This window comes from Shewanella zhuhaiensis (genome assembly GCF_022484835.1).
Taxonomy (GTDB): Bacteria; Pseudomonadota; Gammaproteobacteria; order Enterobacterales; family Shewanellaceae; genus Shewanella; species Shewanella khirikhana.
The window spans coordinates 525,090-547,625 of record NZ_JAKUDL010000002.1 but is presented as its reverse complement, the minus strand read 5'-3'; the positions used below and the strand labels follow the sequence as shown (position 1 = coordinate 547,625).

Annotated in this window: 22 protein-coding genes; 8 read left to right on the top strand and 14 right to left on the bottom strand. The window is 54.1% G+C overall.

The annotated features are described in order from the left end of the window. Nucleotides 1-4 precede the first annotated feature (4 nt). From hisB to hisIE, 5 genes are read left to right on the top strand one after another with little or no spacing between them, the layout of a single operon-like run. A complete protein-coding gene (hisB, locus tag MJ923_RS08085; RefSeq protein ID WP_240590648.1) occupies nt 5-1,072 on the top strand; it encodes a bifunctional histidinol-phosphatase/imidazoleglycerol-phosphate dehydratase HisB in 1,068 nt (355 codons plus the stop codon). Between the two features lie 39 nt (nt 1,073-1,111). After that, nucleotides 1,112-1,852, top strand: coding sequence for an imidazole glycerol phosphate synthase subunit HisH (gene hisH, locus MJ923_RS08080; protein ID WP_240590647.1), 741 nt, complete (start codon nt 1,112-1,114; stop codon nt 1,850-1,852). Continuing rightward, nucleotides 1,849-2,586 carry a 1-(5-phosphoribosyl)-5-[(5-phosphoribosylamino)methylideneamino]imidazole-4-carboxamide isomerase gene (hisA, locus tag MJ923_RS08075; protein ID WP_240590646.1) on the top strand — a complete coding sequence of 246 codons (738 nt, stop codon included), beginning with the start codon at nt 1,849-1,851 and terminating at the stop codon, nt 2,584-2,586. Before hisH ends, hisA begins: the two co-directional genes overlap by 4 nt. After that, nucleotides 2,568-3,347, top strand: coding sequence for an imidazole glycerol phosphate synthase subunit HisF (gene hisF / locus MJ923_RS08070; protein WP_240590645.1), 780 nt, complete (start codon nt 2,568-2,570; stop codon nt 3,345-3,347). Before hisA ends, hisF begins: the two co-directional genes overlap by 19 nt. A 6-nt stretch (nt 3,348-3,353) precedes the next feature. Beyond that, nucleotides 3,354-3,980: a bifunctional phosphoribosyl-AMP cyclohydrolase/phosphoribosyl-ATP diphosphatase HisIE gene (hisIE, locus tag MJ923_RS08065; protein ID WP_240590644.1), complete on the top strand. Its 627-nt coding sequence runs from the start codon at nt 3,354-3,356 to the stop codon at nt 3,978-3,980. Nucleotides 3,981-4,083: 103 nt separating this feature from the next. On the opposite strand, the gene MJ923_RS08060 is transcribed toward hisIE, so the two are convergent. From MJ923_RS08060 to pheS, 5 genes are all read right to left on the bottom strand, one after another. Continuing rightward, the gene (locus tag MJ923_RS08060; RefSeq protein ID WP_126167091.1) at nt 4,084-5,067 is read right to left on the bottom strand and encodes a GGDEF domain-containing protein; all 984 of its coding nucleotides are present in this window, start codon (nt 5,065-5,067) and stop codon (nt 4,084-4,086) included. Nucleotides 5,068-5,122: 55 nt separating this feature from the next. Beyond that, nucleotides 5,123-6,049, bottom strand: a complete 927-nt coding sequence (lpxM, locus tag MJ923_RS08055) for a lauroyl-Kdo(2)-lipid IV(A) myristoyltransferase (protein WP_240590643.1) — start codon at nt 6,047-6,049, stop codon at nt 5,123-5,125. A gap of 84 nt (nt 6,050-6,133) precedes the next feature. Further along, nucleotides 6,134-6,430: an integration host factor subunit alpha gene (ihfA, locus tag MJ923_RS08050; protein ID WP_126167093.1), complete on the bottom strand. Its 297-nt coding sequence runs from the start codon at nt 6,428-6,430 to the stop codon at nt 6,134-6,136. A gap of 3 nt (nt 6,431-6,433) precedes the next feature. Beyond that, nucleotides 6,434-8,821: a phenylalanine--tRNA ligase subunit beta gene (gene pheT, locus MJ923_RS08045; protein ID WP_240590642.1), complete on the bottom strand. Its 2,388-nt coding sequence runs from the start codon at nt 8,819-8,821 to the stop codon at nt 6,434-6,436. A 15-nt stretch (nt 8,822-8,836) separates the two neighbouring features. After that, the gene (pheS, locus tag MJ923_RS08040) at nt 8,837-9,820 is read right to left on the bottom strand and encodes a phenylalanine--tRNA ligase subunit alpha (protein WP_126167095.1); all 984 of its coding nucleotides are present in this window, start codon (nt 9,818-9,820) and stop codon (nt 8,837-8,839) included. Between the two features lie 425 nt (nt 9,821-10,245). On the opposite strand from pheS, the gene MJ923_RS08035 reads away from it, so the two are divergent. Together MJ923_RS08035 and MJ923_RS08030 are read left to right on the top strand one after the other, a co-directional pair. Further along, nucleotides 10,246-11,754 (top strand): methyl-accepting chemotaxis protein, encoded by a 1,509-nt coding sequence (locus tag MJ923_RS08035; protein ID WP_240590641.1) that lies wholly within the window; start codon nt 10,246-10,248, stop codon nt 11,752-11,754. 118 nt (nt 11,755-11,872) lie between these two features. Then, nucleotides 11,873-14,422 (top strand): PAS domain-containing protein, encoded by a 2,550-nt coding sequence (locus tag MJ923_RS08030; protein ID WP_240590640.1) that lies wholly within the window; start codon nt 11,873-11,875, stop codon nt 14,420-14,422. Here MJ923_RS08030 and MJ923_RS08025 read toward each other — a convergent pair whose 3' ends face one another. The 4 genes from MJ923_RS08025 to MJ923_RS08010 all read right to left on the bottom strand — a co-directional run bounded on the left by MJ923_RS08025 (nt 14,423) and on the right by MJ923_RS08010 (nt 16,829). Further along, nucleotides 14,423-15,295: a putative ATP-dependent zinc protease gene (locus MJ923_RS08025; protein ID WP_240590639.1), complete on the bottom strand. Its 873-nt coding sequence runs from the start codon at nt 15,293-15,295 to the stop codon at nt 14,423-14,425. Nucleotides 15,296-15,400: 105 nt separating this feature from the next. Then, nucleotides 15,401-15,769, bottom strand: a complete 369-nt coding sequence (locus MJ923_RS08020) for a SpoIIAA family protein (RefSeq protein ID WP_240590638.1) — start codon at nt 15,767-15,769, stop codon at nt 15,401-15,403. A gap of 38 nt (nt 15,770-15,807) precedes the next feature. Further along, on the bottom strand, nt 15,808-16,158 hold the full coding sequence (locus tag MJ923_RS08015; protein ID WP_126167100.1) for a DUF3802 family protein: 351 nt from the start codon (nt 16,156-16,158) through the stop codon (nt 15,808-15,810). A gap of 95 nt (nt 16,159-16,253) precedes the next feature. Beyond that, a complete protein-coding gene (locus MJ923_RS08010) occupies nt 16,254-16,829 on the bottom strand; it encodes a YceI family protein (RefSeq protein WP_240590637.1) in 576 nt (191 codons plus the stop codon). A 194-nt stretch (nt 16,830-17,023) separates the two neighbouring features. Here MJ923_RS08010 and MJ923_RS08005 point away from each other — a divergent pair, with 194 nt between their 5' ends. Continuing rightward, nucleotides 17,024-17,236, top strand: a complete 213-nt coding sequence (locus MJ923_RS08005; RefSeq protein ID WP_240590636.1) for a cold-shock protein — start codon at nt 17,024-17,026, stop codon at nt 17,234-17,236. 4 nt (nt 17,237-17,240) lie between these two features. On the opposite strand, the gene pdxH is transcribed toward MJ923_RS08005, so the two are convergent. From pdxH to MJ923_RS07980, 5 genes are all read right to left on the bottom strand, one after another. Then, nucleotides 17,241-17,879 (bottom strand): pyridoxamine 5'-phosphate oxidase, encoded by a 639-nt coding sequence (gene pdxH / locus MJ923_RS08000; RefSeq protein WP_240590635.1) that lies wholly within the window; start codon nt 17,877-17,879, stop codon nt 17,241-17,243. Between the two features lie 167 nt (nt 17,880-18,046). Continuing rightward, the gene (locus MJ923_RS07995; protein ID WP_240590634.1) at nt 18,047-18,976 is read right to left on the bottom strand and encodes an S-adenosylmethionine decarboxylase proenzyme; all 930 of its coding nucleotides are present in this window, start codon (nt 18,974-18,976) and stop codon (nt 18,047-18,049) included. A gap of 74 nt (nt 18,977-19,050) precedes the next feature. Continuing rightward, the gene (gene speA, locus MJ923_RS07990; protein ID WP_126167105.1) at nt 19,051-20,961 is read right to left on the bottom strand and encodes a biosynthetic arginine decarboxylase; all 1,911 of its coding nucleotides are present in this window, start codon (nt 20,959-20,961) and stop codon (nt 19,051-19,053) included. Nucleotides 20,962-20,989: 28 nt separating this feature from the next. Beyond that, entirely contained in the window at nt 20,990-21,865 is an 876-nt protein-coding gene (speE, locus tag MJ923_RS07985; protein WP_240590633.1) for a polyamine aminopropyltransferase, read from the bottom strand. Between the two features lie 107 nt (nt 21,866-21,972). Next, the gene (locus MJ923_RS07980; protein ID WP_164551167.1) at nt 21,973-22,116 is read right to left on the bottom strand and encodes a hypothetical protein; all 144 of its coding nucleotides are present in this window, start codon (nt 22,114-22,116) and stop codon (nt 21,973-21,975) included. Nucleotides 22,117-22,536: the final 420 nt, after the last annotated feature.

The following is a 22,536-nucleotide window of genomic DNA, read 5'->3' as shown; positions in this document are numbered from 1 at the left end:
ACCCATGCCCCAGAAAATGCTTTTTATCGACCGCGATGGCACCCTGATTGAAGAGCCGGTAACAGATAAGCAGGTCGACAGTCTCAGCAAGCTGGTGTTTGAGCCAAACGCCATTCCCGCGCTGCTGCGGCTGCAAAAAGCCGGTTATCGACTGATTATGGTCAGTAATCAGGATGGCCTCGGCACCCCATCTTTCCCCCAGGAAGATTTCGATGCGCCCCACAACCTGATGATGCAGGTTTTTGAAAGTCAGGGCGTTAAGTTTGATGAGGTGCTGATTTGCCCGCACTTCAATGATGAAAACTGCAGCTGTCGCAAACCCAAACTCGGGTTGGTTAAATCCTTCCTGACCCAAGGTCTGGTGGATTTCACCGCCTCAGCAGTAATTGGCGATCGCGATACCGACGTTGAGCTTGGCAACGCCATGGGTATCAAGAGCTTTAAATATCAGCGTGAAACCCTCGGCTGGAATGCCATTGCCGATGCGCTGCTCGCCAAAGGTCGCTGCGCCTCCGTGGTGCGCACTACCCGCGAAACCGACATTCGGGTCACTGTTGATCTGGATACCCCCGGCAACAATCAAATCGCCACCGGCATCGGCTTTTTCGACCACATGCTCGATCAAATCGCCACCCACGGCAATTTCAGCCTGAAGCTTAACGTCGATGGAGACCTTGAAATAGACGATCACCACAGCGTGGAAGATACAGCGCTGGCGCTGGGGGATGCACTGCGCCAGGCACTGGGTGACAAGCGCGGCATCGGCCGTTTCGGCTTTGCCCTGCCCATGGATGAAGCCTCGGGTCAGTGTTTGATGGACATCTCGGGTCGGCCGTTTATCAAGTTTGATGCCAGCTTCAGCCGCGATAAAGTGGGCGAAATGGCCACCGAAATGGTGCCGCACTTTTTCCGCTCATTTGCCGATGGCCTGCGCTGCACCTTACACATCAGCTGCGACGGCGACAACGATCACCACAAAGTAGAAGCCCTGTTCAAGGTATTGGGCCGAACCCTGCGTCAGGCCATTGCCATCGAAGGTGATGCCCTGCCATCCTCCAAAGGCGTGCTGTGACGTGAGAAGGAATGCTTTGATGAGAGAGGGAATGCTTTGATGAAAGAGTCCATTATTTCGGCCAGCTCTGCCGCTGAAGCAGCCGCAAGCGCCGATTTGGTCATCATTGACACCGGCTGCGCCAATCTAAGCTCGGTGAAGTTTGCCTTTGAGCGCCTCGGTGCCAGGGTGCTGGTAAGCCGCGACAGCGAAGTGCTTCGCGCTGCGCCACGTCTGGTGCTGCCGGGCGTTGGCACGGCAGCGGCAGCCATGGACGCCCTGAGAGCCAGAGAGCTTGATAAACTGATCCCAACCCTGCGCCAGCCGGTGCTCGGCGTCTGCCTTGGGATGCAGCTGTTGATGACCCGCTCACACGAGCGCGGCGCCAAGGGTGAAGATATTGATTGCCTGGATATTATCCCTGGTGAAATTCGCGAGTTGGATGCAGGCAGCCAACCTTTGCCCCACATGGGCTGGAATCAGCTTAAGGTGTCCGGCCACCCGCTATTTGCCGGCATTGAGCCTGGCGAGTGGGTGTACTTTGTGCACTCCTTCTGTGCCCCCGAGTCCGCAGCCACCATCGCCAGCTGCGAGTATGGCGAAGCCTTCAGCGCGGCCATCGCCAAAGATAATTTTATGGGAGTGCAGTTCCACCCGGAGAAAAGCGCTGCCACCGGCGCCAAAATCCTGAAAAACTTTCTGGGACTCACACTGGCCGACCTGGGGCTTGCAGCTGCCGAATCAGAGCTTATTGAAAATTCACCGGCGCAAGCTAATGTCGACGCCTTGGAGCAATCATGATCATTCCTGCAATCGACCTTATTGATGGTCAGGTGGTGCGCCTGTTTCAGGGCGATTACGCCAAAAAGACCGAATTTTCTCTGGATCCCAAAACACAATTGCTGAGTTATCAGCAAGACGGCGCAGCGCTCTTGCATCTTGTTGATCTGACCGGCGCTAAAGACCCCGACAAAAGGCAAACCAGGTTAATTGAAGAGATTGCGGCCGGTTTGTCCACCCCACTGCAAGTAGGAGGTGGCATTCGCAGCGCCGCCGATGTGGATGCCCTGCTGGATGCAGGCGTTGCCCGGGTCGTGATTGGCTCGCTGGCGGTCAAATCACCCGAGGTAGTACTGAGCCTGTTTGATAAATATGGCGGCGATGCCATTTGCCTTGCCCTCGATGTCAATATCGATGCCCAAGGCAACAAGATAGTGGCAGTTCACGGCTGGCAACAGGGCGGCGGAAAGTCGCTCGAATCCCTTGTGGATACCTTTATGCCCGCGGGCCTTAAACACGCCTTGGTAACCGATATCAGCCGCGATGGCACCATGACCGGCGCCAACACAGCGCTTTACCGAGAACTGGCCGAGCGTTTTAGCGATGTACAGTGGCAGGCCAGCGGCGGCGTTGCCACCCTGGAAGACGTAAAAGCCGTCAGGGAGTCCGGTGCCAGCGGCATCATTATCGGTAAGGCACTGCTGACCGGCGTATTTACTGCAAAGGAGGCAATTGCATGCTGGCCAAACGCATAGTGCCCTGCCTGGATGTGAAAGACGGCAAAGTGGTTAAAGGGGTGCAATTTCGTAACCACGAAATTGTGGGCGATATAGTCCCCCTCGCCGCCCGCTACGCCGAAGAAGGTGCCGATGAGCTGGTGTTTTACGATATCAGCGCCAGTGCCAAAGGCGATGTGGTGGATAAATCCTGGGTGAGCCGCATTGCCGAGCGTATCGACATTCCCTTTTGTGTGGCTGGCGGCATTAAAACGGCAGCTCAGGCACGGGAAATTCTGGCCTTCGGCGCCGATAAAATTTCCATCAACTCGCCTGCTCTGTCAGATCCCAGTCTTATTCGCAGGCTGCACGATGAATTTGGACGCCAATGTGTGGTGGTGGGTATCGACAGCTTTTACGATAGCGACAGCGGCAACTACACCGTAAAGCAGTTTACCGGCGATGAAGCCGCCACCAAAGACACCCGTTGGCACACCCTGGATTGGGTTGAAGAAGTGCAGCGTCAGGGCTGCGGCGAGATAGTGCTGAATGTGATGAATCAGGATGGTGTGCGTCAGGGCTATGATATTGAGCAGCTGCTGAAGGTACGCACCATCTGCGATGTGCCGCTGATTGCCTCCGGCGGTGCCGGCACCATGGCCCACTTTGCTGAGGTGTTCAGCGATGCCCGGGTCGATGCCGCACTTGCCGCCAGTGTGTTTCACAAAGGCATTATCAATATAGGTGAGCTTAAACAATTCCTTGCATCTCAGGGGATTGCCATCAGGTTAACGGAGTAATGGCCCATGGCTGACGAAACCCTTTTAAACCGTCTCGACTGGGACAAACAAGACGGGCTCATACCCGCTATTGTGCAAAACTACTTAAGCGGCAAGGTGCTGATGCAGGGCTATATGGACAAGGCCGCGCTGGAAAAGACGCTGCAGACCGGCATGGTCACCTTTTTCAGCCGCAGCAAGCAGCGGCTGTGGACCAAAGGCGAGTCGTCCGGCCATGTGCTGAGCCTTGTCAGCATTGCCGCCGACTGTGACAACGACAGCCTGTTAGTGCAGGTTCTGCCCAAGGGCCCAACCTGCCACACAGGCACAGAGTCATGTTGGCAAGATGGCAGCCACAGTTTTATCGCCGGGCTCGAGAGCTTGATCCAGGGCAGGAAACAAGCCTGTGACGCAGGTGAAGGCGGCAGCAGTTATACCGCATCTCTGTTCGCCAGCGGCACCAAACGTATTGCGCAAAAAGTAGGTGAAGAAGGGCTGGAAACGGCGCTTGCCGCCGCAACCCACGATAAGAAAGAGTTGGTTGATGAAGCTTCGGATCTGCTGTTTCACCTGATGGTATTGCTGGAGGACCAGGGGCTGTCGCTTGCCGACATCACAGCGAACCTCTATGAGCGTCATAAGGCCAGAAGCTGACGCTTTGGCTATTAAAAAAACGCTGCCACGGCAGCGTTTTTTTGTTTTCAGACGTCCTTTCTTACAAGTGACGCGGGCAGAAACTGCACACCCTCTCCCTGCCTCAGTTCTGCTCGTCATGTTTTTGGTGGTGGACTTGCTTTTCGCGGTACATATGAATATCGGCATCCTTCAAGAGCCGCTCGAGGGAGCTTGGCACCAGGGCATCGAAACGGGCGGTACCGCAGCTAAATTCCAGCTGATAGCCGATTGGGGTATCTATATTGTGTCTGGCAAGGTTTTGGCGCAGGCGGCTTAAGATCCCGGCAGCTGGCGACATCGAGCGTTCATGGCTCACCAATGCCACAAACTCATCGCCGCCGATGCGGGCAATCACATCGTACTCGCGAAACGCTTCTTTCAGCAGGCTGGCAAACGCCGCAAGGGCGCTGTTTCCTTCCTGATGTCCAAAGCGGTCATTGATTTCTTTGAAGTAATCCAAATCGAGGAAAAACAATGTCGCATCCTGCTGTTGCCGCTGGCACTTGGCGAGGCATTGTTTGGCCAGCAGTTCAAAGCCACGCAGGTTCGACAGGCCCGTCAAAGGATCCAGAGTGGCGGTTTGCACCGCTTCCAGTTCAGACACCACCAATTTGCCGAGATCTTCCAGATCGCGATATGCCTCTGGCTCAAAGTGGCGTGCCATCCGGTCAATGATGCACAGGGTGCCAACTCTGTGGCCATTACTCAGGGTAAGCGGATAACCGGCGTAAAAACGGATATGGGGCTCACCTGTTACCAGCGGATTGTCGGCAAATCGCGGATCTTCATGGGCGTCTTCAATGACAAAGATATCGGCCTGCATAATCGCATGGCCACAAAAGGAAATGTCGCGGCGGGTTTCAGATTGGGATAAACCGATACAGGATTTGAACCATTGCCTGTCGGAATCGACCAGACTTATCAGGCAAATAGGCACATCAAACAGCCGCCGCGCCAAACGGGTCAGGCGATCGAAACGCTCCTCGGCTTCAGTATCGAGCACATTCAGGCCACGGAGCGCCTCAAGCCTTTCGGCCTCATCGAAGGGAATTGGTGCGGGCAACATGTACACTCCGGAAGGCTAACTTCGGATAAGTATAGTTGCCCGCAAGGGATTTGGGTCAATCGTATATTGACGCCTGGCCCTCGGGACGGGTTTTAAGCAGCTTTAAAAACCACATGTACTGCTCTGGGTAAGCGGCGATAACCTGCTCTACTGCACGGTTGAGCGCCAGTGCTTCGTTCTCTTTGCCAGCCATGCTGGCTTCATCGATGGCAGGCAGTACGGTCAGAGTAAAGTTGTGGGTCTTATCATCGTAACCTATGGTAACCGGCATCACCTGAGCTTTGCCTGCCGCCGCCAGTCGCCCTACCACGGGCAAGGTTGCCTTGGTGGTGGCAAACAGCGGTGCAAAGACGCTCTGCTCAGGACCCAAGTCTTCGTCAGGCAGATAGAAGAAGCTGTTGCCCTGGCGCATCTCACTGATCAGCACCCGAAGCCCCGCCTCGCGCATGTACACATGACCGCCAAGGCGACTGCGAATGCGATTGGAAAACCAATTGAACAGCTCATTGCGGTGGGCTTTGGCCATGGTTGCCATGGGCAGTTCAAGGTTAAGCCTGAGCCCCGCATAGTCGATGCCCCATACATGCGGCATGATGAAAATAATCGGCTGCCCCGCATCACGGGCCGCTTTGACATGCTCAAAGCCTTGCAGCGAAACGCGGCGGCGTAAATGGGCCTCACTGCCAAACAGTAACTCTGCCTGACCAATCAGGATCATCACGAATTGCGCCACATTCTCGCGAATGAGGCTGTCGACTTCCTGCTCGGATTTGTCTGGGAAACAGGCCTTGATATTGGCCCTGGCCACCCGAATGGGCTTTTTGGCGATACGCAGTACCAGTCTGGAAAGGCCCCGTGCCATAGGATCGCGAATCGCGGCAGGCATGGCGCCAAAAAACAGCAGGATCCCGATGGCAATCCAGGTGCCCCAAAGGCGTGGATGCAACAGACCCCAATAAAAGCGTCGGTCGAAATACCGCATTTGTATATGTTTTACCTCGGTTTATGGACAGCACAAACAGGAAAGCCACTCGGATGAGTGGCTTTCCCTCGGTGTGTTCCGATATTACTTCTCTGAATTTGCCGTTTCAACGCGGCTCTTCAGTTTCTGTCCGGGGCGGAAGGTCACCACACGACGGGCAGAAATCGGGATGTCCTCACCGGTTTTCGGATTGCGCCCCGGTCTTTGGTTTTTGTCCCTGAGGTCAAAGTTACCAAAACCAGACAGCTTGACCTGCTCACCACTTTCGAGGGCGGTTCGGATCTCTTCGAAAAACGCCTCTACCATCTCTTTCGCGACCCGCTTGTTAATGCCAAGCGTTTCAAAAAGATGCTCTGCCATTTCGGCTTTGGTAAGTGCCATACTTTAATCCCTCAACGATGCGTTGAACTCGGACTTGAGGGCTGAAACCACAGTTTCTACTGCTTCTGCGATTTCTTTCTCTTCAAGTGTACGAGTGTTGTCTTGTAACGTCAGTGCGATAGCCAGGCTCTTTTTACCGGGCTCAACACCTTTACCCTGGTATACATCGAACAAGTTTACGCCAACCAACTGATTTTCGCCAACTTTTCTTATCACTTTTATCACATCGGCTGCGGCAACAGTTTCATCCACTACTACAGCGATGTCGCGACGGTTGGCCGGGAACCTAGACACAGCCTGGGCTGCAGGCAAGTTGGCGGTTAGCAGCGCGTCCAATTCCAGCTCAAATACGATGGTTTTGCCGTTCAGGCCAAATGGCTTCTCAAGGGTCGGATGTACGGCACCAATGTAGCCAATGACTCGATCATTTCTCAGTATTTCAGCACATTGGCCTGGGTGAAGGGCCGAATGTGTCGCTCTTCTAAAGCTAAATTCTGTTCCAGCAACTGTCAAGCCAATAATGGCCTCCAAATCGCCCTTAAGATCGAAGAAATCAACGGTTTTGCTCTCCATCGACCAATGTTCGTCGCTCTGAGGGCCCGCGATCACCGCGCCGAGCATGGCTTGCTGCCTTACGCCGGATTCTGCATTGTCATCAGGCACAAAGCGCAAACCTGTCTCAAACAGGCGTACACGACCCTGCTGACGCGCCTGGTTATAGCCGACGGCGTTCAGCAAACCAGTGAACATGGACAGGCGCATGGCCGACATTTCACTGGAAATGGGGTTAGGCAGGATCATCGCCTGCTCGCCAGGGTGCACCAGCTGTTGCAATTTGGGGTCAACGAAGCTGTAGGTAACGGCTTCCTGGAAACCACGGGCAACCAGCAGACCACGCACCTTTTTCAGGCTGATGGCGGCTTCTTTATGATCTGACATACGCAGCGCGGCTATCGGCGCCTTGTTAGGGATGTTGTTGTAACCGAAGATACGGGCAACTTCCTCAATCAGATCTTCTTCAATAGCCATATCAAAGCGATAGGTAGCAGTAGTGACCTGCCACTGCCCTGCTTCGGCCTGAACAGCAAAACCAAGACGGCTGAGGATTTCCACCACGTCGCTGTCGGGAATGACATGACCCAGGGTTTTATCCAGCTTGGCGCGGCGCAATACTATCTGCTTGGCCTTGGGCAGGAATTCATCGGCTCTGGCTTCACATACGGGACCGGCTTCGCCGCCACAGATGTCCAGCACCAAACGGGTGGCGCGATCCATTACCTTGTGTTGCAACTCAGGGTCAACACCACGCTCGAAACGGTGTGATGAATCTGTGTGCAGACCGAGCTTACGGGCCTTGCCCATAATGGCCAGCGGCGCGAAGAAGGCGCATTCCAGCAGAATGTCCTGGGTTTCTTCACCAACGCCTGAATATTCACCACCAAACACCCCGGCCAGCGCCAGTGCTTTGCTGTTGTCGGCAATGACCAGGGTATCGTTTGGCACAGTGATCTCGCTGCCATCGAGCAGCGTGAGCTTTTCTTCACCGTTGCCGTAGCGCACTTCAATCTTGCCGTCGATTTTGGCAAGGTCAAAGGCATGCATTGGCTGGCCAAATTCAATCAGCACGTAGTTGGTGATGTCGACGATGGGGTCGATTGAGCGAATACCGCTGCGACGCAGCTTCTCTTTCATCCACTCTGGCGACTCGGCCTTTACATTCACGTTGCGAACAACGCGGCCCAGATAACGTGGGCAACCTTCAGGTGCACTCAGGCTGATGTCGATACCCTGCTCGGTGGCAGGCACAACCGCTTCCCAGCTGGGCTCACTGACTTCAGCGCGGTTCAGTACGCCCACTTCGCGGGCCAGACCGGCCATACCGAGGCAGTCGGCACGGTTGGAGGTCAGATCAACGTCGATAACGGCGTCGTTCAGGTCGAGGTATTCACGGATATCGGTGCCAATAGGCGCATCCAGCGGCAGCTCAATAATGCCATCGCTTTCGATGTCGATACCCAGCTCGCTGTAGGAACACAGCATGCCTTCAGAAGGCTGGCCACGCAGTTTGGCCTTCTTGATTTTGAAATCGCCGGGCAGCACGGCGCCCACGGTAGCCACGGCTACTTTGAGGCCCAAACGGCAGTTTGGCGCACCACACACGATGTCGAGCAGCGCATCGCCGCCCACGTTGACCTTGGTCACACGCAGTTTGTCGGCATCCGGGTGCTGGCCACATTCAACCACTTCACCCACGAATACGCCGCTGAAGTCGGCTGCTACTGCGTCTACACCGTCCACTTCCAGGCCAGCCATGGTGATTTGATGGCTCAAGTCGTCACGGCTGATGGCGGGGTTTACCCATTCACGAAGCCAGGATTCACTGAATTTCATTACTAATTTGCTCCGTTATTTGAATTGCTTGAGGAAACGCAGGTCGTTTTCGAAGAAGGCGCGCAGATCGTTTACGCCGTAGCGCAACATGGTCAAACGCTCAACGCCCATACCAAAAGCAAAACCGGAATATTTCTCAGGGTCGATGCCCACGCTGCGCAGTACGTTGGGGTGTACCATGCCGCAGCCCAGCACTTCGAGCCATTTGCCATTTTTGCCCATCACGTCCACTTCGGCCGAGGGTTCGGTAAAGGGGAAGTAAGATGGACGGAAGCGCACCTGCAAATCTTCTTCAAAGAAGTTGCGCAGGAAGTCGTGCAGTATGCCCTTGAGCTCGGCAAAGTTGACGTGCTCGTCTACCAGCAGACCTTCCACCTGATGGAACATTGGGGTGTGGGTCATATCGTAGTCGTTACGATACACACGGCCCGGTGAGATGATCCGAAGCGGTGGCTTCTCATTTTCCATGGTGCGAATTTGCACGCCCGATGTTTGGGTACGCAGCATCACCTTGGGATTAAAGTAAAAAGTGTCGTGATCGGCACGGGCCGGATGATGCTCAGGAATGTTCAGTGCATCAAAGTTGTGGAAGTCATCTTCAATTTCAGGGCCGTGCTTTACGGTAAAGCCAAGTTCACCGAAGAAGGATTCAATACGTTCTATGGTGCGGGTTACCGGGTGCAGACCACCGTTTTCCAAGGTGCGTCCGGGCAGAGTCACGTCGATTTGCTCTGCGGCCAGCTTGGTTTCCAGTTCGCGGGCCTTGAACTGATCAATTTGCTCAGACAGGGCTTTCTGTACTGCCTGCTTGGCGTCGTTAACCGCCTGACCAAACTTGGGCTTTTCTTCTGCGCTCAGGGTGCCCATCAGTTTCATCATATCGGTGATCCGGCCTTTTTTGCCCAGATAGTCAACCCGAATATCGTCCAGAACTTTCAGATCCGGCGCCTGTTCAATGGCGGCCAGAGCCTGTTCCACAATCTCTGTTAATTGCTGCATTTTCTCTTCCACTGCATTTGCCCCCCATTGGCCTTTTGCCAGGGGAATTCACGACATGTCGACGTTCTTTGCCGCTTAATTTGTCAAAAATAACAAAAGAGGGAAATTTTACGGCAGCCAAGTGCATTTGACTAGGCATAAATCGGCTTACATCAGGAAAAAAACCCGTATTTTCCGATGCATTTTTCAATATGATGTGCGTAATTTTGCACCTGAGTCCTGTTTTTTACTTACCAGGTCACTGGCGAGCCATGTTGGTGAGATGTAAAATTGAGAGCTGTGCTCTATGCTATGAATACTCTACGACAACATATTGAATAAAAAGTATTCATCCACAAGCATAAACCGGCTGCAACAATAAAGTTCCCAATCAGGGGACCGATAAACATAGGGTCACACGCAGCCATGCCTATTTGAGGTAATCGATGAAAGAAGTGAAGTTTCGTTGGATAGATCAGTATCTCATCCACATGACGCTCAAAACCAAATTTGCCATTCTGGCAATCGTTCCCGTACTGATGCTGCTTGCGCTGGCCTTTGTGCTGAATCTGCGCTTCAGTGACACCCTGCTGGAGAGCCATCTCGAGCGGGCCAGTGCACAGGCAAACCAGACCAATCAAGTGGTAAGCCAGGCGCTGAATTTTATCCCCCAGGACAAGCAGCAGGCCTTTTTGCAAAGTATCCAGGCCGACGCCCGGGTGGTGCCAGTGGGAAGCCTTGATGGCAAAAGCGCCCAACTCGCCCGCAGTGGCGGCGGCAGCCTGCAAGAGCGCGGTCAATACAAGGCAGTAAGTGCCGTTGGCAGCTCACAATATGTCACAGTGCAGGATTTCTCGGCCAAGAGCGCCACGCTCTCCACCGACGATAACCTGTTGTTTGTCGGTGGCGCTGTGGCAGTGGCGCTTATCATCATCTTTTTTTGCAGCTATTACATCTCCACCTTCGTCGGCGGCGCCCTTTACACCACTGTGATGGCTCTTAAGCGGGCGGCCGATGGGGACCTGACCAGCCGGCTTAACTTTTTTGAAGTGAAAGATGAGTTCAGTATTCTCGCCATCAGCATAGATACTCTGGTTGAGCGTCAGCATAATCTGGTGAAAAACATCAGCGATGCCACCTCGCAGATCCGCTCTGTGGTGGGCTCGTTCCGTGAAAATGCCCGCAGCGGCCAGTCGCTTGCTGCCAATCAGCGTGCGCATCTGGACTCCCTGGCCACCGCCATGGAAGAAATGACCGCCGCCGTGCGTGAAGTGGCCAGTAACGCCGAGCGCTCCTCCCAGGAAACCCAGGACGCCAACCAACAGGTAGCCGCCGGCTCTGCCGACATTGCCACCACGGTAGGCGCCATTGGCGAGCTGTCCAACGAGATTGCCAATGCCTCGGATGCGGTAACCGTGCTTAACGACAACGCCAGCCGCATCGATGAGGTAGTCACCACCATTAATGCGATTTCCGAGCAAACCAACCTGCTGGCGCTCAACGCGGCCATTGAGGCTGCCCGTGCAGGTGAACAAGGCCGCGGCTTTGCTGTGGTGGCCGATGAAGTGCGTACCCTCGCTGGCCGCACCCAGGCTGCCACGGTGGAAATCAAATCCATGATTGAAGCGCTGCAAAGTGGCTCGCGTAACCTCACCCAGGTGATGGCACGCACTGTCGATCAGGCCGAGGAAGGCAAAAAGCATGTGATTAAAACCGGTGAAGATCTCGACAGCATTGCCCATCATAGCGCCAAGGTGTTTGAAATGAGCGTGCTGATAGCCACCTCTGCCGAAGAGCAATCTGCCGTTGCCAACGAAATTGCCGGTAACCTGATGGAAATCCGCAATCAGTCTCACGACGTGGAGCAATCGGCCAATCAGTCGGTTTCCGGTTGTGATGAGCTGCATGCCACCGCCGAGAAACTCGACCAATTGCTGGTCGGCCTGAAAATCTAGGCACACAGTAAAAGGCACCTTCGGGTGCCTTTTTTACTTTAAGCTAATGGCAAACAACAGATTATCCAGTAGACTGACATCTTTGGACACCCAGTAAGCCCAAGGAACCGGCACTGCCATGAATCAATCCAAGGCCTCAGTGTCACGGCAAATTCATCCCAAGTGGCGCAACAGCCTGCCCTTCCGGGTCGGTCTGCTGCAGACACTGGTTGCGGCTATTTTGCTGGTCGCCACCTTATGGATCATGCTGGGCACCCTCAAAGAAGAGCGCCTGCAACAAGAGCTGAATCTCAACCTCTCCCAGGGCCAATTGATGTTGGCCAAGCTACACGATCTCACCGCACAGCTCGACACCCTGGTCATCGCCATCGCCGACGTTGCCGGTACCCAACGTAAATCCGTGCAGGTGATTGATGAAACCATCCCCGGGCTGCTGTCACTTCCCGAGCACAGGGACGTAATTGCCAGTGGCGGGATCTGGCCCGAATCGGCCCATCCCCTTGGCGACGATAATCAGGCAAAAAGCTTTTTCTGGGTTCGCGATATGCTTGGGCAACTCAGAAAGAACGATGGCTACGACTCAGGCCGCGGCTATCTGGAAGAAAACTGGTACAAGCCTGTGCGCCTGTTCCCCGCCGGGCGGGTGTTCTGGTCGCCATCCTATGTTGACCCTTATACCCAGGAATCCATGGTCACTGCCTCAGTGCCCATCTGGGAAGACCATGAGTTTCAGGGCGCGGCCACTATTGATGTCAGCCTCACCAGCCTCACCCATCTGGTGAATGCTGCCAGCCACGAAATGGGTGGCTATGTGATGCTGCTGGATCAGTTCAACCAAATCCTCTCTTTCCCCTTGCCTGGAACCGTGGGCGATTCACCACAAAACATGACGAGCGCCAACCTGGGTACCCTGTACTCGCGTTTCAGTCAGTTTGCGCCGCTGGCTGAAATGATTGATACCGCAGATAAAGCCTTTATCGGCAGCGCCCACGAGCACCTTATCATTACCCAAGAGCAATTTTCCGCCCTAGCCCCCAGCAGCGGCCCTCTGCAGCGCAAGATGTTCGAAGCCATTATCAATAATGCCGCCCGCGGCCAGCCCAAAAGCGCCGAGCTGATAGGGACGCTGGAAATCAAATCCGACCCGGTATTGAACGAAGCCAGCCTGATATCGGTATACCGAATGCCGGGCACCTTCTGGAAAGTGGTTACTGTTACCCCCAAAACCTCGTTCAAGCACGAGGCGATGCTGCTTGCCGAGCGAGCCGGGCTTTATTTGCTGCTGGCTCAGTTGATAGCGCTGGCGTTGATGTTCCTGATCCAGCAGCGACTGTTTATCCGGCCGCTGGCCCGCATGGTCGGCGCGCTTAAATCCAATGATGCCGCCTACCTTGAACTGGAAGCCGGTGACCGTCAGGATGAGATTGGCGTACTTGCCAGCGCCTTTGTGGCCCGCACCCGCCAGCTTGAAATTGCCATGGCGAGCCTTGATGCATCAAACCTCGCCCTCGAGCAGCAACTCGAGGTGCAACGCGAAGCCCAGCAGGATTTACTTGCCCACAGAGAGCACCTGCTGGCGCTGCTGAAGTCCTCACCCAACCTTATTTATATCAAAGACATCTCTGGCCGCTATGTGCTGGTGAACGATAAATTCTGTGAAACCATTGGCCTGGATCGTAACCGGGTGGTAGGCGCTACCGACCATCAAATTTTCTCTTCAGACCTGGTGCAAAGCTACACCGAGAGCGATCAGCGGGTGGTGTCACAGGATGCGCCGCTGCAATACGAAGAAGTATTGCCGACCCGCCTCGGCGAGCTCAGGTTTCAGATGACCAAGTTTGCCATCCGCGATGAAGACGATAACCTGCGCGGCATCGGCGCCATCGCCTTTGATATTCAAAGCCGTAAACGACTGGAAAATGAACTGCGAACCCGGGTCAGCCAGCTGGAAAGCGCGCTGGAAGAGTCCACCAAAGAGCGGCTCAAATTGGATACCATGCTGAGGCAAGCGGAGTTTTCCCTCGGCCAACAAGACACAGAAGTCGCCCGCAGCGATATTCGTGACCATGCCTGGCAGACCGAGCGGCGGCTGGTGAAAGCCTGGTATCGCGATCTGGTAGCCCTGATAGCCCACGAGCAGGATGCGCTCCTTTCCCGCGCCTGCAGCAGTCAGGCAAGCCTCGACAGCTTAAGAGATAATCTCAGCGAACAGGCTGAGCGTCTGCGACTGCTCGATGTCTTGGCCGGCAAGCATAAAGGGGGCCAGGCAGCTGTGCCGTTTGACGTACTGGAGGCGCTGAAAACCCTGTTTAAGGCCGAGCTTGCCAGCCGTCACATCGAAATTCACTTAAGCGGCGAGCGCAGGTTGGTGACCGTGCTTGAAGGTTGGCAACTGGCGCTGCTGAGCCTTGGGCTGATGCGGCTTTTGATAAGCCTTGGCGGCAACGATGCTGTAAGCTTTGCGGGTAATATCAATATCGATATTCAAAAAGATGGCAGCGACTGTATTCTTCGCTTCGAACGTCAGGGTGTAGGTGCGGCGGCGATTGCAACAGAACTCGAAGAGCTGTCTATGTGGCTGTCGCAGCACTTTGGCGGCAGTCTCTCGCAGCTGCCCACCCTGGCAGTGGCAACCCTGATTGATTGCCGTCTGCCTCTGGTGGAGTAGTTACAGGCTTACATCGACCAGATAATGCCCTTGCAGCCAGTTGCGGCCAATCAGCAGCTTATGGGTCATATCTGTTCTGTCCTTCAGGTTCACCTTCACCTTGAACTCTTTACCGGGCTCACCCAGCGTCAGCTCCACCATGTAACGGATTTCACTGCCCTGGGCGTTGCGGATAAGCGATGTTTCCACAATCCGGCTGTGCACCCGGCGGCTTTCCCCCTTCTCATTGGCGGTGGTGAAGCTGATTTTTTTACCGACATTGGCTTCCATATCGGTTTTGTTTTCATTTTCAATCTTTAAATCAACAGCATGCAGGCTGTTTTCCACCGCACCTGTGTCGATACGGGTATCTATGGTCAAATCCGCTTCGACAATATGAATGGGTGCGCGCGGGCCAATCACATTCTTTTCAGCCACATCCACCACATAGGTATCCTCGAGCCAATTGCGCCCCAGCAGCAGTTTGTAGTCCATATGGCCACGATCTCGCAGGTTGACGCGAATGCTGCGGACATCCTTGTCGTGGGAGAGTTCGAGATCCACCGCATAGCGGCTCTCGGTGCCCTGAGAGTTGGAGACAGTGCTCACCTTCACGATACGCGCTTCGAGGCGCTGGGTTTCACCTTTGGCATTTTCGGTGGAAAAGCGTACCAGCTTGCCAATATCGTCCTTCATTTTCTTGCCGGCGCCGCCCACCACTTCGATATCAAAGGCGTGAATGGAGCTGACAGAAGCACCGGTATCAACCCGGGCTGTCATGGCGAGGCCTGCGCCAGGCAGATGGATTTCTGTAGTTTGACCAACGACAGCTTTATCTGCCAGCGCCGATGCAGACAAAGACAAAAGAATGAGGGCAATCCCGGATCGAAACATAGATAACATCCTGAAAACATTATGATTACAAATAGGTATTCATGGTGTCTGACCAAAGACACCATAACGGAAAGCCGCTGCAATTACCAATCAGGAACGAACGATTCAGCCTTTTTGGGCCAGCCACTCACGGGCGTGTTGCTGCTGTTCCTGGGCAAACACCTTGACCGGACAGGGCAAAAAAATCGCCATGATTTCCCCCATGCGCCGAAACAGCGGCCGGTCGGTGACGATGGCCACACAGCGAAAATCATCGAGATGAAACACACCCAGCAGAAAGTCCTGCCACAGGGAAGATAACCGCATGCCGCGGCACTTGTCGTCGATTTGATACCAAAGACGCACCGATGCATGGTCACGCAGGCGCGCTTCCAGTGCCGGCACCAGCACCTCGGTATAGTCTTCAGGAGAGATAACACCCGAGGCACGAACGGCCAGGGTGTCGTGTTCGAATCCGGTTTCAATGCTTATCATGGCCCCTCCCTTGGAAAATGGGCCACGACGGGGACGCATCAGGCGGTGAGCTTAACGATTTCCTGATCGAACAGGTTTTTGATAAGTCCCGAGAAATCCGAAATAAAGTGCGTTTGCTCCGGCGTGGCTTTCTTTTTACCCACATGCGCCAAAATCTCTTCGAGATCATACACAATGGCATCGACCTCGCGGATGATCATATTGCGCTGGGCAAAGGACAGCTCGGGATTCTGGCCACAGACCATGATGATTTGCGCAGACAACTGCTCTTCAAACAGCTCCATTACGGTTTCATCGGACAGCCCCTGCCCCTCTGGGGTTTCGAACAGCCCGAGATTCTCCGTCAGGTATTGGATGAGATGCGTATAACCGTCTTTATCTGTGACCATGTCAAATCCCGTATTGCATGTCTTTGTCGGGAATGTCCCGACTCATTCAGTATGGAACAAAATCAAGTCTTCTTCCTTAAAGCGCTGCAATCCGTTTATTTTTCAAGCACCAAAACAAAAGAAACCGGTACTGCCTTGCTGATGGCAGACAAACCCGCGACTTCACGCAGTTTTTCCACCCCACCGGTCAGACCGAAATTACCGGCATTAACCATCACCATACCACGGCTGGTCACCAGCAAACGATTATCGGCAAGACGCGCCACTGTGGCATCCACATTCACCTTGTCGGTTTTACCGTGCAGTGAAATCTCGGCAGGTAATTCCAGCTGCAGAATTTGCCCCACCGGCAACGCATCCACCGCAGCTTTGTCTATTTTCGCAGAAAGTGTGAGCGAGGGAAATTGCTCTACTTCAAACAACATGGTTTTCATGCGCTCGTCACGAATTTCAATGCCGGTATCCACCGAAGCCAGGGGAATGGTCAGCGCAAATTCGCCGGTATCGTTCAGGCTGCCCTGCAAAGCTTTAAATCGGTGAACTTCCCCAACGTCGCCTTTTTTCACCGACACGAAGCTTACGTTGGAGGCGTCGCTGTTTACCTGCCAGCCCGCAAAGGCGCCAAGACTGGTCACCATCAGGGCTGCAGCAGAAAGAGTACGGATAAACATCACTTATCTCCTTGTGTATTTAGGTAATTGCTTAACTATCTTGCGGGGTTATTCCCCGGCTTTGCAAGCCCCGGATGCGCAGGTCTGATACTACTCTAGACCGAAATGCACCAGTTGGCTGTCAATTGGTTGCAATAAAAGGCCGTTAGCCTGAGGCCAGCAATTCCCTAATCCAACCCGCAAAGGAGCGAGTGATGTCAGCAATTCCGGAAACAGGCACGGTAAAATGGTTTAACGATGAAAAAGGCTTTGGCTTTTTGCGCCGCGAGGACGAGACCGATGTGTTCGTCCATTACCGCGCCATCAACTCCCAGGGTCGTCGCACCCTGAAAGAAGGACAAAAAGTCAGTTTTATGGTGGTTCAGAGCCAAAAGGGTCTGTTGGCCGAGAACGTCACCCCGCTGTAAGCCCTCAGGGCGCCAGACGGTCAATCTGCCAGCCATCGGCCTCTTTGCTGTACAGGAAGCGGTCGTGTAGGCGGTGTTCGCCCCCCTGCCAGAACTCAATACTGCTGGGGCGAACCAGATAACCGCCCCAAAATGACGGCAGAGGCACCTCACCGCTGGAAAACTTTTGCTTCATTTCCATAAACTTGGCTTCCAGAACCTGGCGGGCACTGAGCTTGGATGACTGTGCAGATACCCAGGCCGCGATCTGGCTATCTTTCGGACGAGTCATAAAGTATTTGAGCACGTCAGCGGTCGACAATTGCTCGGCGATGCCGGTCACAGCCACCTGACGTTCGAGTGGATGCCAGGGGAACAGCAAGCTGATATGGGCATTTTGTTTAAGCTGAGTCGCTTTGCGGCTGCCAAGGTTGGTGAAAAACACAAAGCCCTGCTCGTCGAAGCGTTTAAGCAGCACAATCCGCTGATACGGCTGGCCCTGCTCATCCACTGTGGCCACGCACATGGCAGTGGGATCTGACAGCTGCGCCTCCTTGGCCTGCTCCATCCAACGTTCAAAGAGTGCCATGGGCTCGGTGGGCAGCTCGCTGCGCCTGAGTCCCCCTTTGGTGTATTCACGGCGGATGTCGCTCAGATCTGTCATGGTAAATCCTTATGGGCACAGTATCGTTTGAGGCATTCTAGCCGCTTGACGGGCAACAAAAAAGCCGACTGTGACGTCGGCTTTTGTTTTTTATCCCACCAAATGCGCACTTGGCAATTATTTAAGCAATTACTGAGATACGGCGCCGTTGGCCAGCTTTGTAAAAATCACATGGCTTCCGGGATCAGCACTTCGTGACACAGCTGCTGATAGTGGCTGAATTCGACCTTATAACCCTGCGCCATGGCCAAGCTGCAGCTGCCAAGGCATAAATGCGCCGGGTAGTTCTCGGTGTGGCGCTCGGCATTAAAGCCAATTTCATCCCAGCTGCCGGGGTTCAAAATGCTCAGCAGGCGCGAGAAAATCTGCCGATAGTCACCTTCCAGCGGCAAGTTGGTTTCAAAGCTTACGTAGGAGCTGTTTTCCTGCGGCGTAATATGAATGGTCATATAGCGATCGCCACGAATGCCGTTGATGGAATAGCCAAATGGTTCGAACAGGAAATCATCGAACACAAAACCCGGCAGCATGGCATCGAGTTGCAGTAAGCGACGGATTTCAGCGGCGCTTTGCTGTTCGCTGCGCAGGTAATCAGCGACCTCACCACGGATGTGGTACATCAAGAGCTCGCTGGTGTGATCGTCTGCTGCCGCCTCGTAGGGCTGGCTGCTGGTAAAAATATAATGGTGATGCGAGTCCAGATGGCCTATACGGAACGCATCTCCGGGCAGGAGTGCACGAATGGCGGTCAAGTCGTCGCTGAAAGCACTGCATTGCAGGTGCGACAGGTACTCGTTTTTACGCTGATAACTGGCGAAGGCGATATGGTCGGCGCCGACACGTTCGATAAAGCGCACCACGGCATTTGCCAGGGTGGTGGTGCCGCAGGTCAGCATCAGGAATCTGTCGTCCCAGACAAATAGACTGGATTCACTGAGCAGGTATGCATCGCATTTTTCATTGCTGATACTGGAGAGAATTTCGGCATTGGCGCATGCCACCATTTCTGTCCAAAACTCACGCCCAAGCGCCCGCAGGGAGCCAAACTGTGGCGTGACGATAACTTCTATTTTTTTTTCTGAGCCTTCAAAAAACATCTTTACTCTACCTGAGGGCCGGGAGGGCAACTGCCCTTGGCTCCCGGCCTGTATTCACCTTGCCTTGTTAGTCGTTAAAAGTCTTCCAGATAGGTGTAGCCCTTAAGACCAACCTGAAGCTCATCGAGGATCATCGCGCGCTCATCTTCAACGATATGGGTGTTCACCAGCTCCTCGTAGGTGCGCATAAAGGACACCGCATCGAGGTTTACATAACGCAGCACGTCGGCCACGGTATCACCGGCGAGCACAGACTCAATGTTGGTCTGACCTTCATCGTCAATACGCACTACAGCTGAGTTGGTATCGCCAAAGAGGTTATGCAAGTCGCCCAGAATTTCCTGATACGCACCCACCAGGAAGAAACCTATCAGGTATGGGTCTTCTGCTGACCAGGCTGGTACCGGCAATGTGGTTTCAATGCCCTGCCCGTCCACGTACTGATCAACAATACCGTCGGAGTCACAGGTGATATCCAGCATCACGGCGCGACGCTCAGGCACCTTGTCCAGACCAGACAGCGGCAGCACAGGGAACACCTGATCGATACCCCAGGCATCCGGCAGCGACTGGAACAGCGAGAAGTTCACGAAGAACTTGTCGGCCAGCTTTTCGTTCAGCTCATCGATGATCGGGCGCTGATAACGGTTACGGGCATTCATCAGCCCCTGCAGCTCATGGCACACCGCCAGGTGGCACTGCTCGGCCCAGGCGCGGTCGGCCAGGCTAAGCTGACCCAGGGCAAACAAAGACTGGGCTTCAGCCATGTCTGACTGAGTATCGTGATAGATTTCAATCAGGGCACGCTGATCCAGACGCGAGCTAATTTCATTCCAGCTGCGCCACATATTGTGCAGCAGCTGAGATGCATCCTCGGCAGGCGCCGGGATCACTTCAGGGCTGTAGGCTTCGGTGCCAATAACGTCGGTGATGAGCACTGCGTGGTGAGCAGTCAGGTAACGGCCAGACTCGGAGATGATCCGTGGCATTGGCTGCTCGTTTTCGTTACACACGTCAGTCAGCACAGAGACGATGTTGTTGGCGTATTCTGCCAGTGCATAGTTCATCGAGTTGTTTGACTGGCTGCGGGTGCCGTCGTAGTCAACCGCAAGACCGCCGCCCACGTCGAAGCAGTTCACCTTGGCGCCGAGTTTACGCAGTTCGCAGTAGAAGCGCGCCGCTTCGCCTACACCGTGGCGGATATCGCGGATGTTGGCGATTTGCGAGCCCAGGTGGAAGTGCAGCAGCTGCAGCGAGTCGAGCATGTTTTCTTCCTGCAGACGCTCAACCACTTTGAGAATTTGCGAGGCAGACAGACCGAACTTGGACTTCTCGCCACCGCTTGCCTGCCACTTGCCCTTGCCCTGGAACGCCAGACGGGCACGCAGACCCAGACGAGGAGTAACGCCAAGCTTCTTGGACTCATCCAGCACCATCTGCAGCTCGGACATTTTCTCGAGCACGATGTAAACGCTGTGACCCAGCTTCTCACCGATAAGCGCCAGACGGATGTACTCTTTGTCTTTGTAACCGTTACATACGATCACCGAGCTGGCCTTTTGCGCCATGGCGAGTACCGCCATCAGCTCAGGCTTACTGCCGGCTTCCAGACCCAGCTGAGGCACGGTTTTGCTCACCTGGCTTGCCAGGATTTCTTCCACCACGGTCTGCTGCTGGTTCACCTTGATGGGGTACACCAGCAGGTAGTCTGCCTGATAGTCGTATTTCTGAATGGCCTGATTGAACATCTGGCACAGGTGATCCACCCTGTGGTGCAGAATTTGTGGGAAACGCACCAGTACAGGCAGGCTCACACCGGCTTTCACCATGTCTTTGGCCAGCGCATTCAAGCCAATCTTGTAAGACGGATTTTTGGGGTCCGGGGAGACAGTCACCTCACCCTCGTCGCTAATCCCGTAAAAACCCTGGCTCCAGTGGGCAACGTTGTACCCGGCGCGGGCGTCGTCAATAGACCATTCGTTCATCTCAATTGTGCCTATAAAAAGAGAGATATTATGCGGTCACGGTCATGGCTGACCGGATCGCCTGTTCGACGTATTTTGGCAAAGCAAAGCTTGCCTGATGCAAAGCCGGCGTGTAGTAACGGGTGCTGATCCCAGACTCGTTGAAACGCGCCTCGAGGGTTGCAAGCTCAAGCCTGCGCGCCTCCAGATTGTCGGTAGCCCACGCAAACGCCATGGTGCCACCAATGTACGTGGGAACGGCGGCGGTATAGAACCAGCATTCCCGGGTATAACTGCTCATACGACGCACAGTGTCCTGCAGGGATTCTACCTGCATAAAAGGCACACCGTTTTGCGCCACAAAAATGCCGCCTTCATTTAAGCAGCGTTTGCAGCCCGCGTAAAAATCGGAGCTGAACAGCACCTCACCGGGGCCAACCGGATCGGTACAGTCTGAAATAATCACATCAAAACGCGCATCTGTGGTGGCAACATAGTTCATGCCATCGGCGATAACCAGTTCAACCCTTGGGTCGTCGTAGGCGCCGGCAGAATGATTTGGCAGCCAGGTTTTACACATATCCACCACGGCGCCATCAATCTCAACCATCACGATACGCTCAATACCTTTGTGTTTCACCACTTCACGCAGCATGCCACCATCACCACCACCGATGATAAGCAGGCTTTTTACCTTGCCATGGGCCAAAACCGGCACGTGGGTCAGCATTTCGTGATAGACAAATTCGTCAGCCTCGGTGGTTTGAATGGCGCCATTGAGGGCCATCACCCGGCCGAAGCGGGCATTTTCAAATATCGACAGGTGCCACTGGCTGGTTTTCTGCTCATAAAGCAGCTTATCTATCTCGAAATATTGGCCATAACTGCTGTGCAGCGTCTCGAAATATCGCGTGTTTTCTAGCATGTATCCGGGTTCCGATTGCGTCGGTATGACAAGTGTAGAATGCGCTCGCCCGGCCATTTCTGGAGAAACGCCGGGAAAGACAAGCCGAAGGGTCAACAAAGACCGGCTTACTGGGGACTATTGGCCTCTTCGCGGCCGGAATTGATGCGGATGAGCGTAAGGTGTTTCACGTCGGTATCAACGTTAACCAAATCCTGGGTCAGGCAGGATGCCAATTTAAGGCAATGTGCAGACAGCAAATGATAGTACATCAGCCAACCCCCTAACCGCCGCAACTGCCTTCTAGTGGGCGCTGCGGTGTAGATCCATCCAAACACCTTTGTTGAAGAAAAGACCTGTTAGATAACAGGCAATAAAGCTCGGGCGAATACCCGAAAACGGCGCAATTAAACCCTGCAAAAACCAAGATTGCAAGCAAGAATTCGGATTTGTTAACTGAGTTGCAGAATATACTACATCCGCACTTCGAAAGCGGGTATTGATACGTAACAATTTAACTTAATTTCAAAAAGATAGAGTTAAACAAAGCAGCGTTGGAGATCACGGGTGTTCAATATTTTTTAATACCAAAAACAGCAAAAAAGAGTGCGAGCCAACTGTAAACTCCCGCGAGCCAAAACGCAGCGGTTGCGATATAATCAGCCGGCAAGATTATTCATTGTCAGATTTAG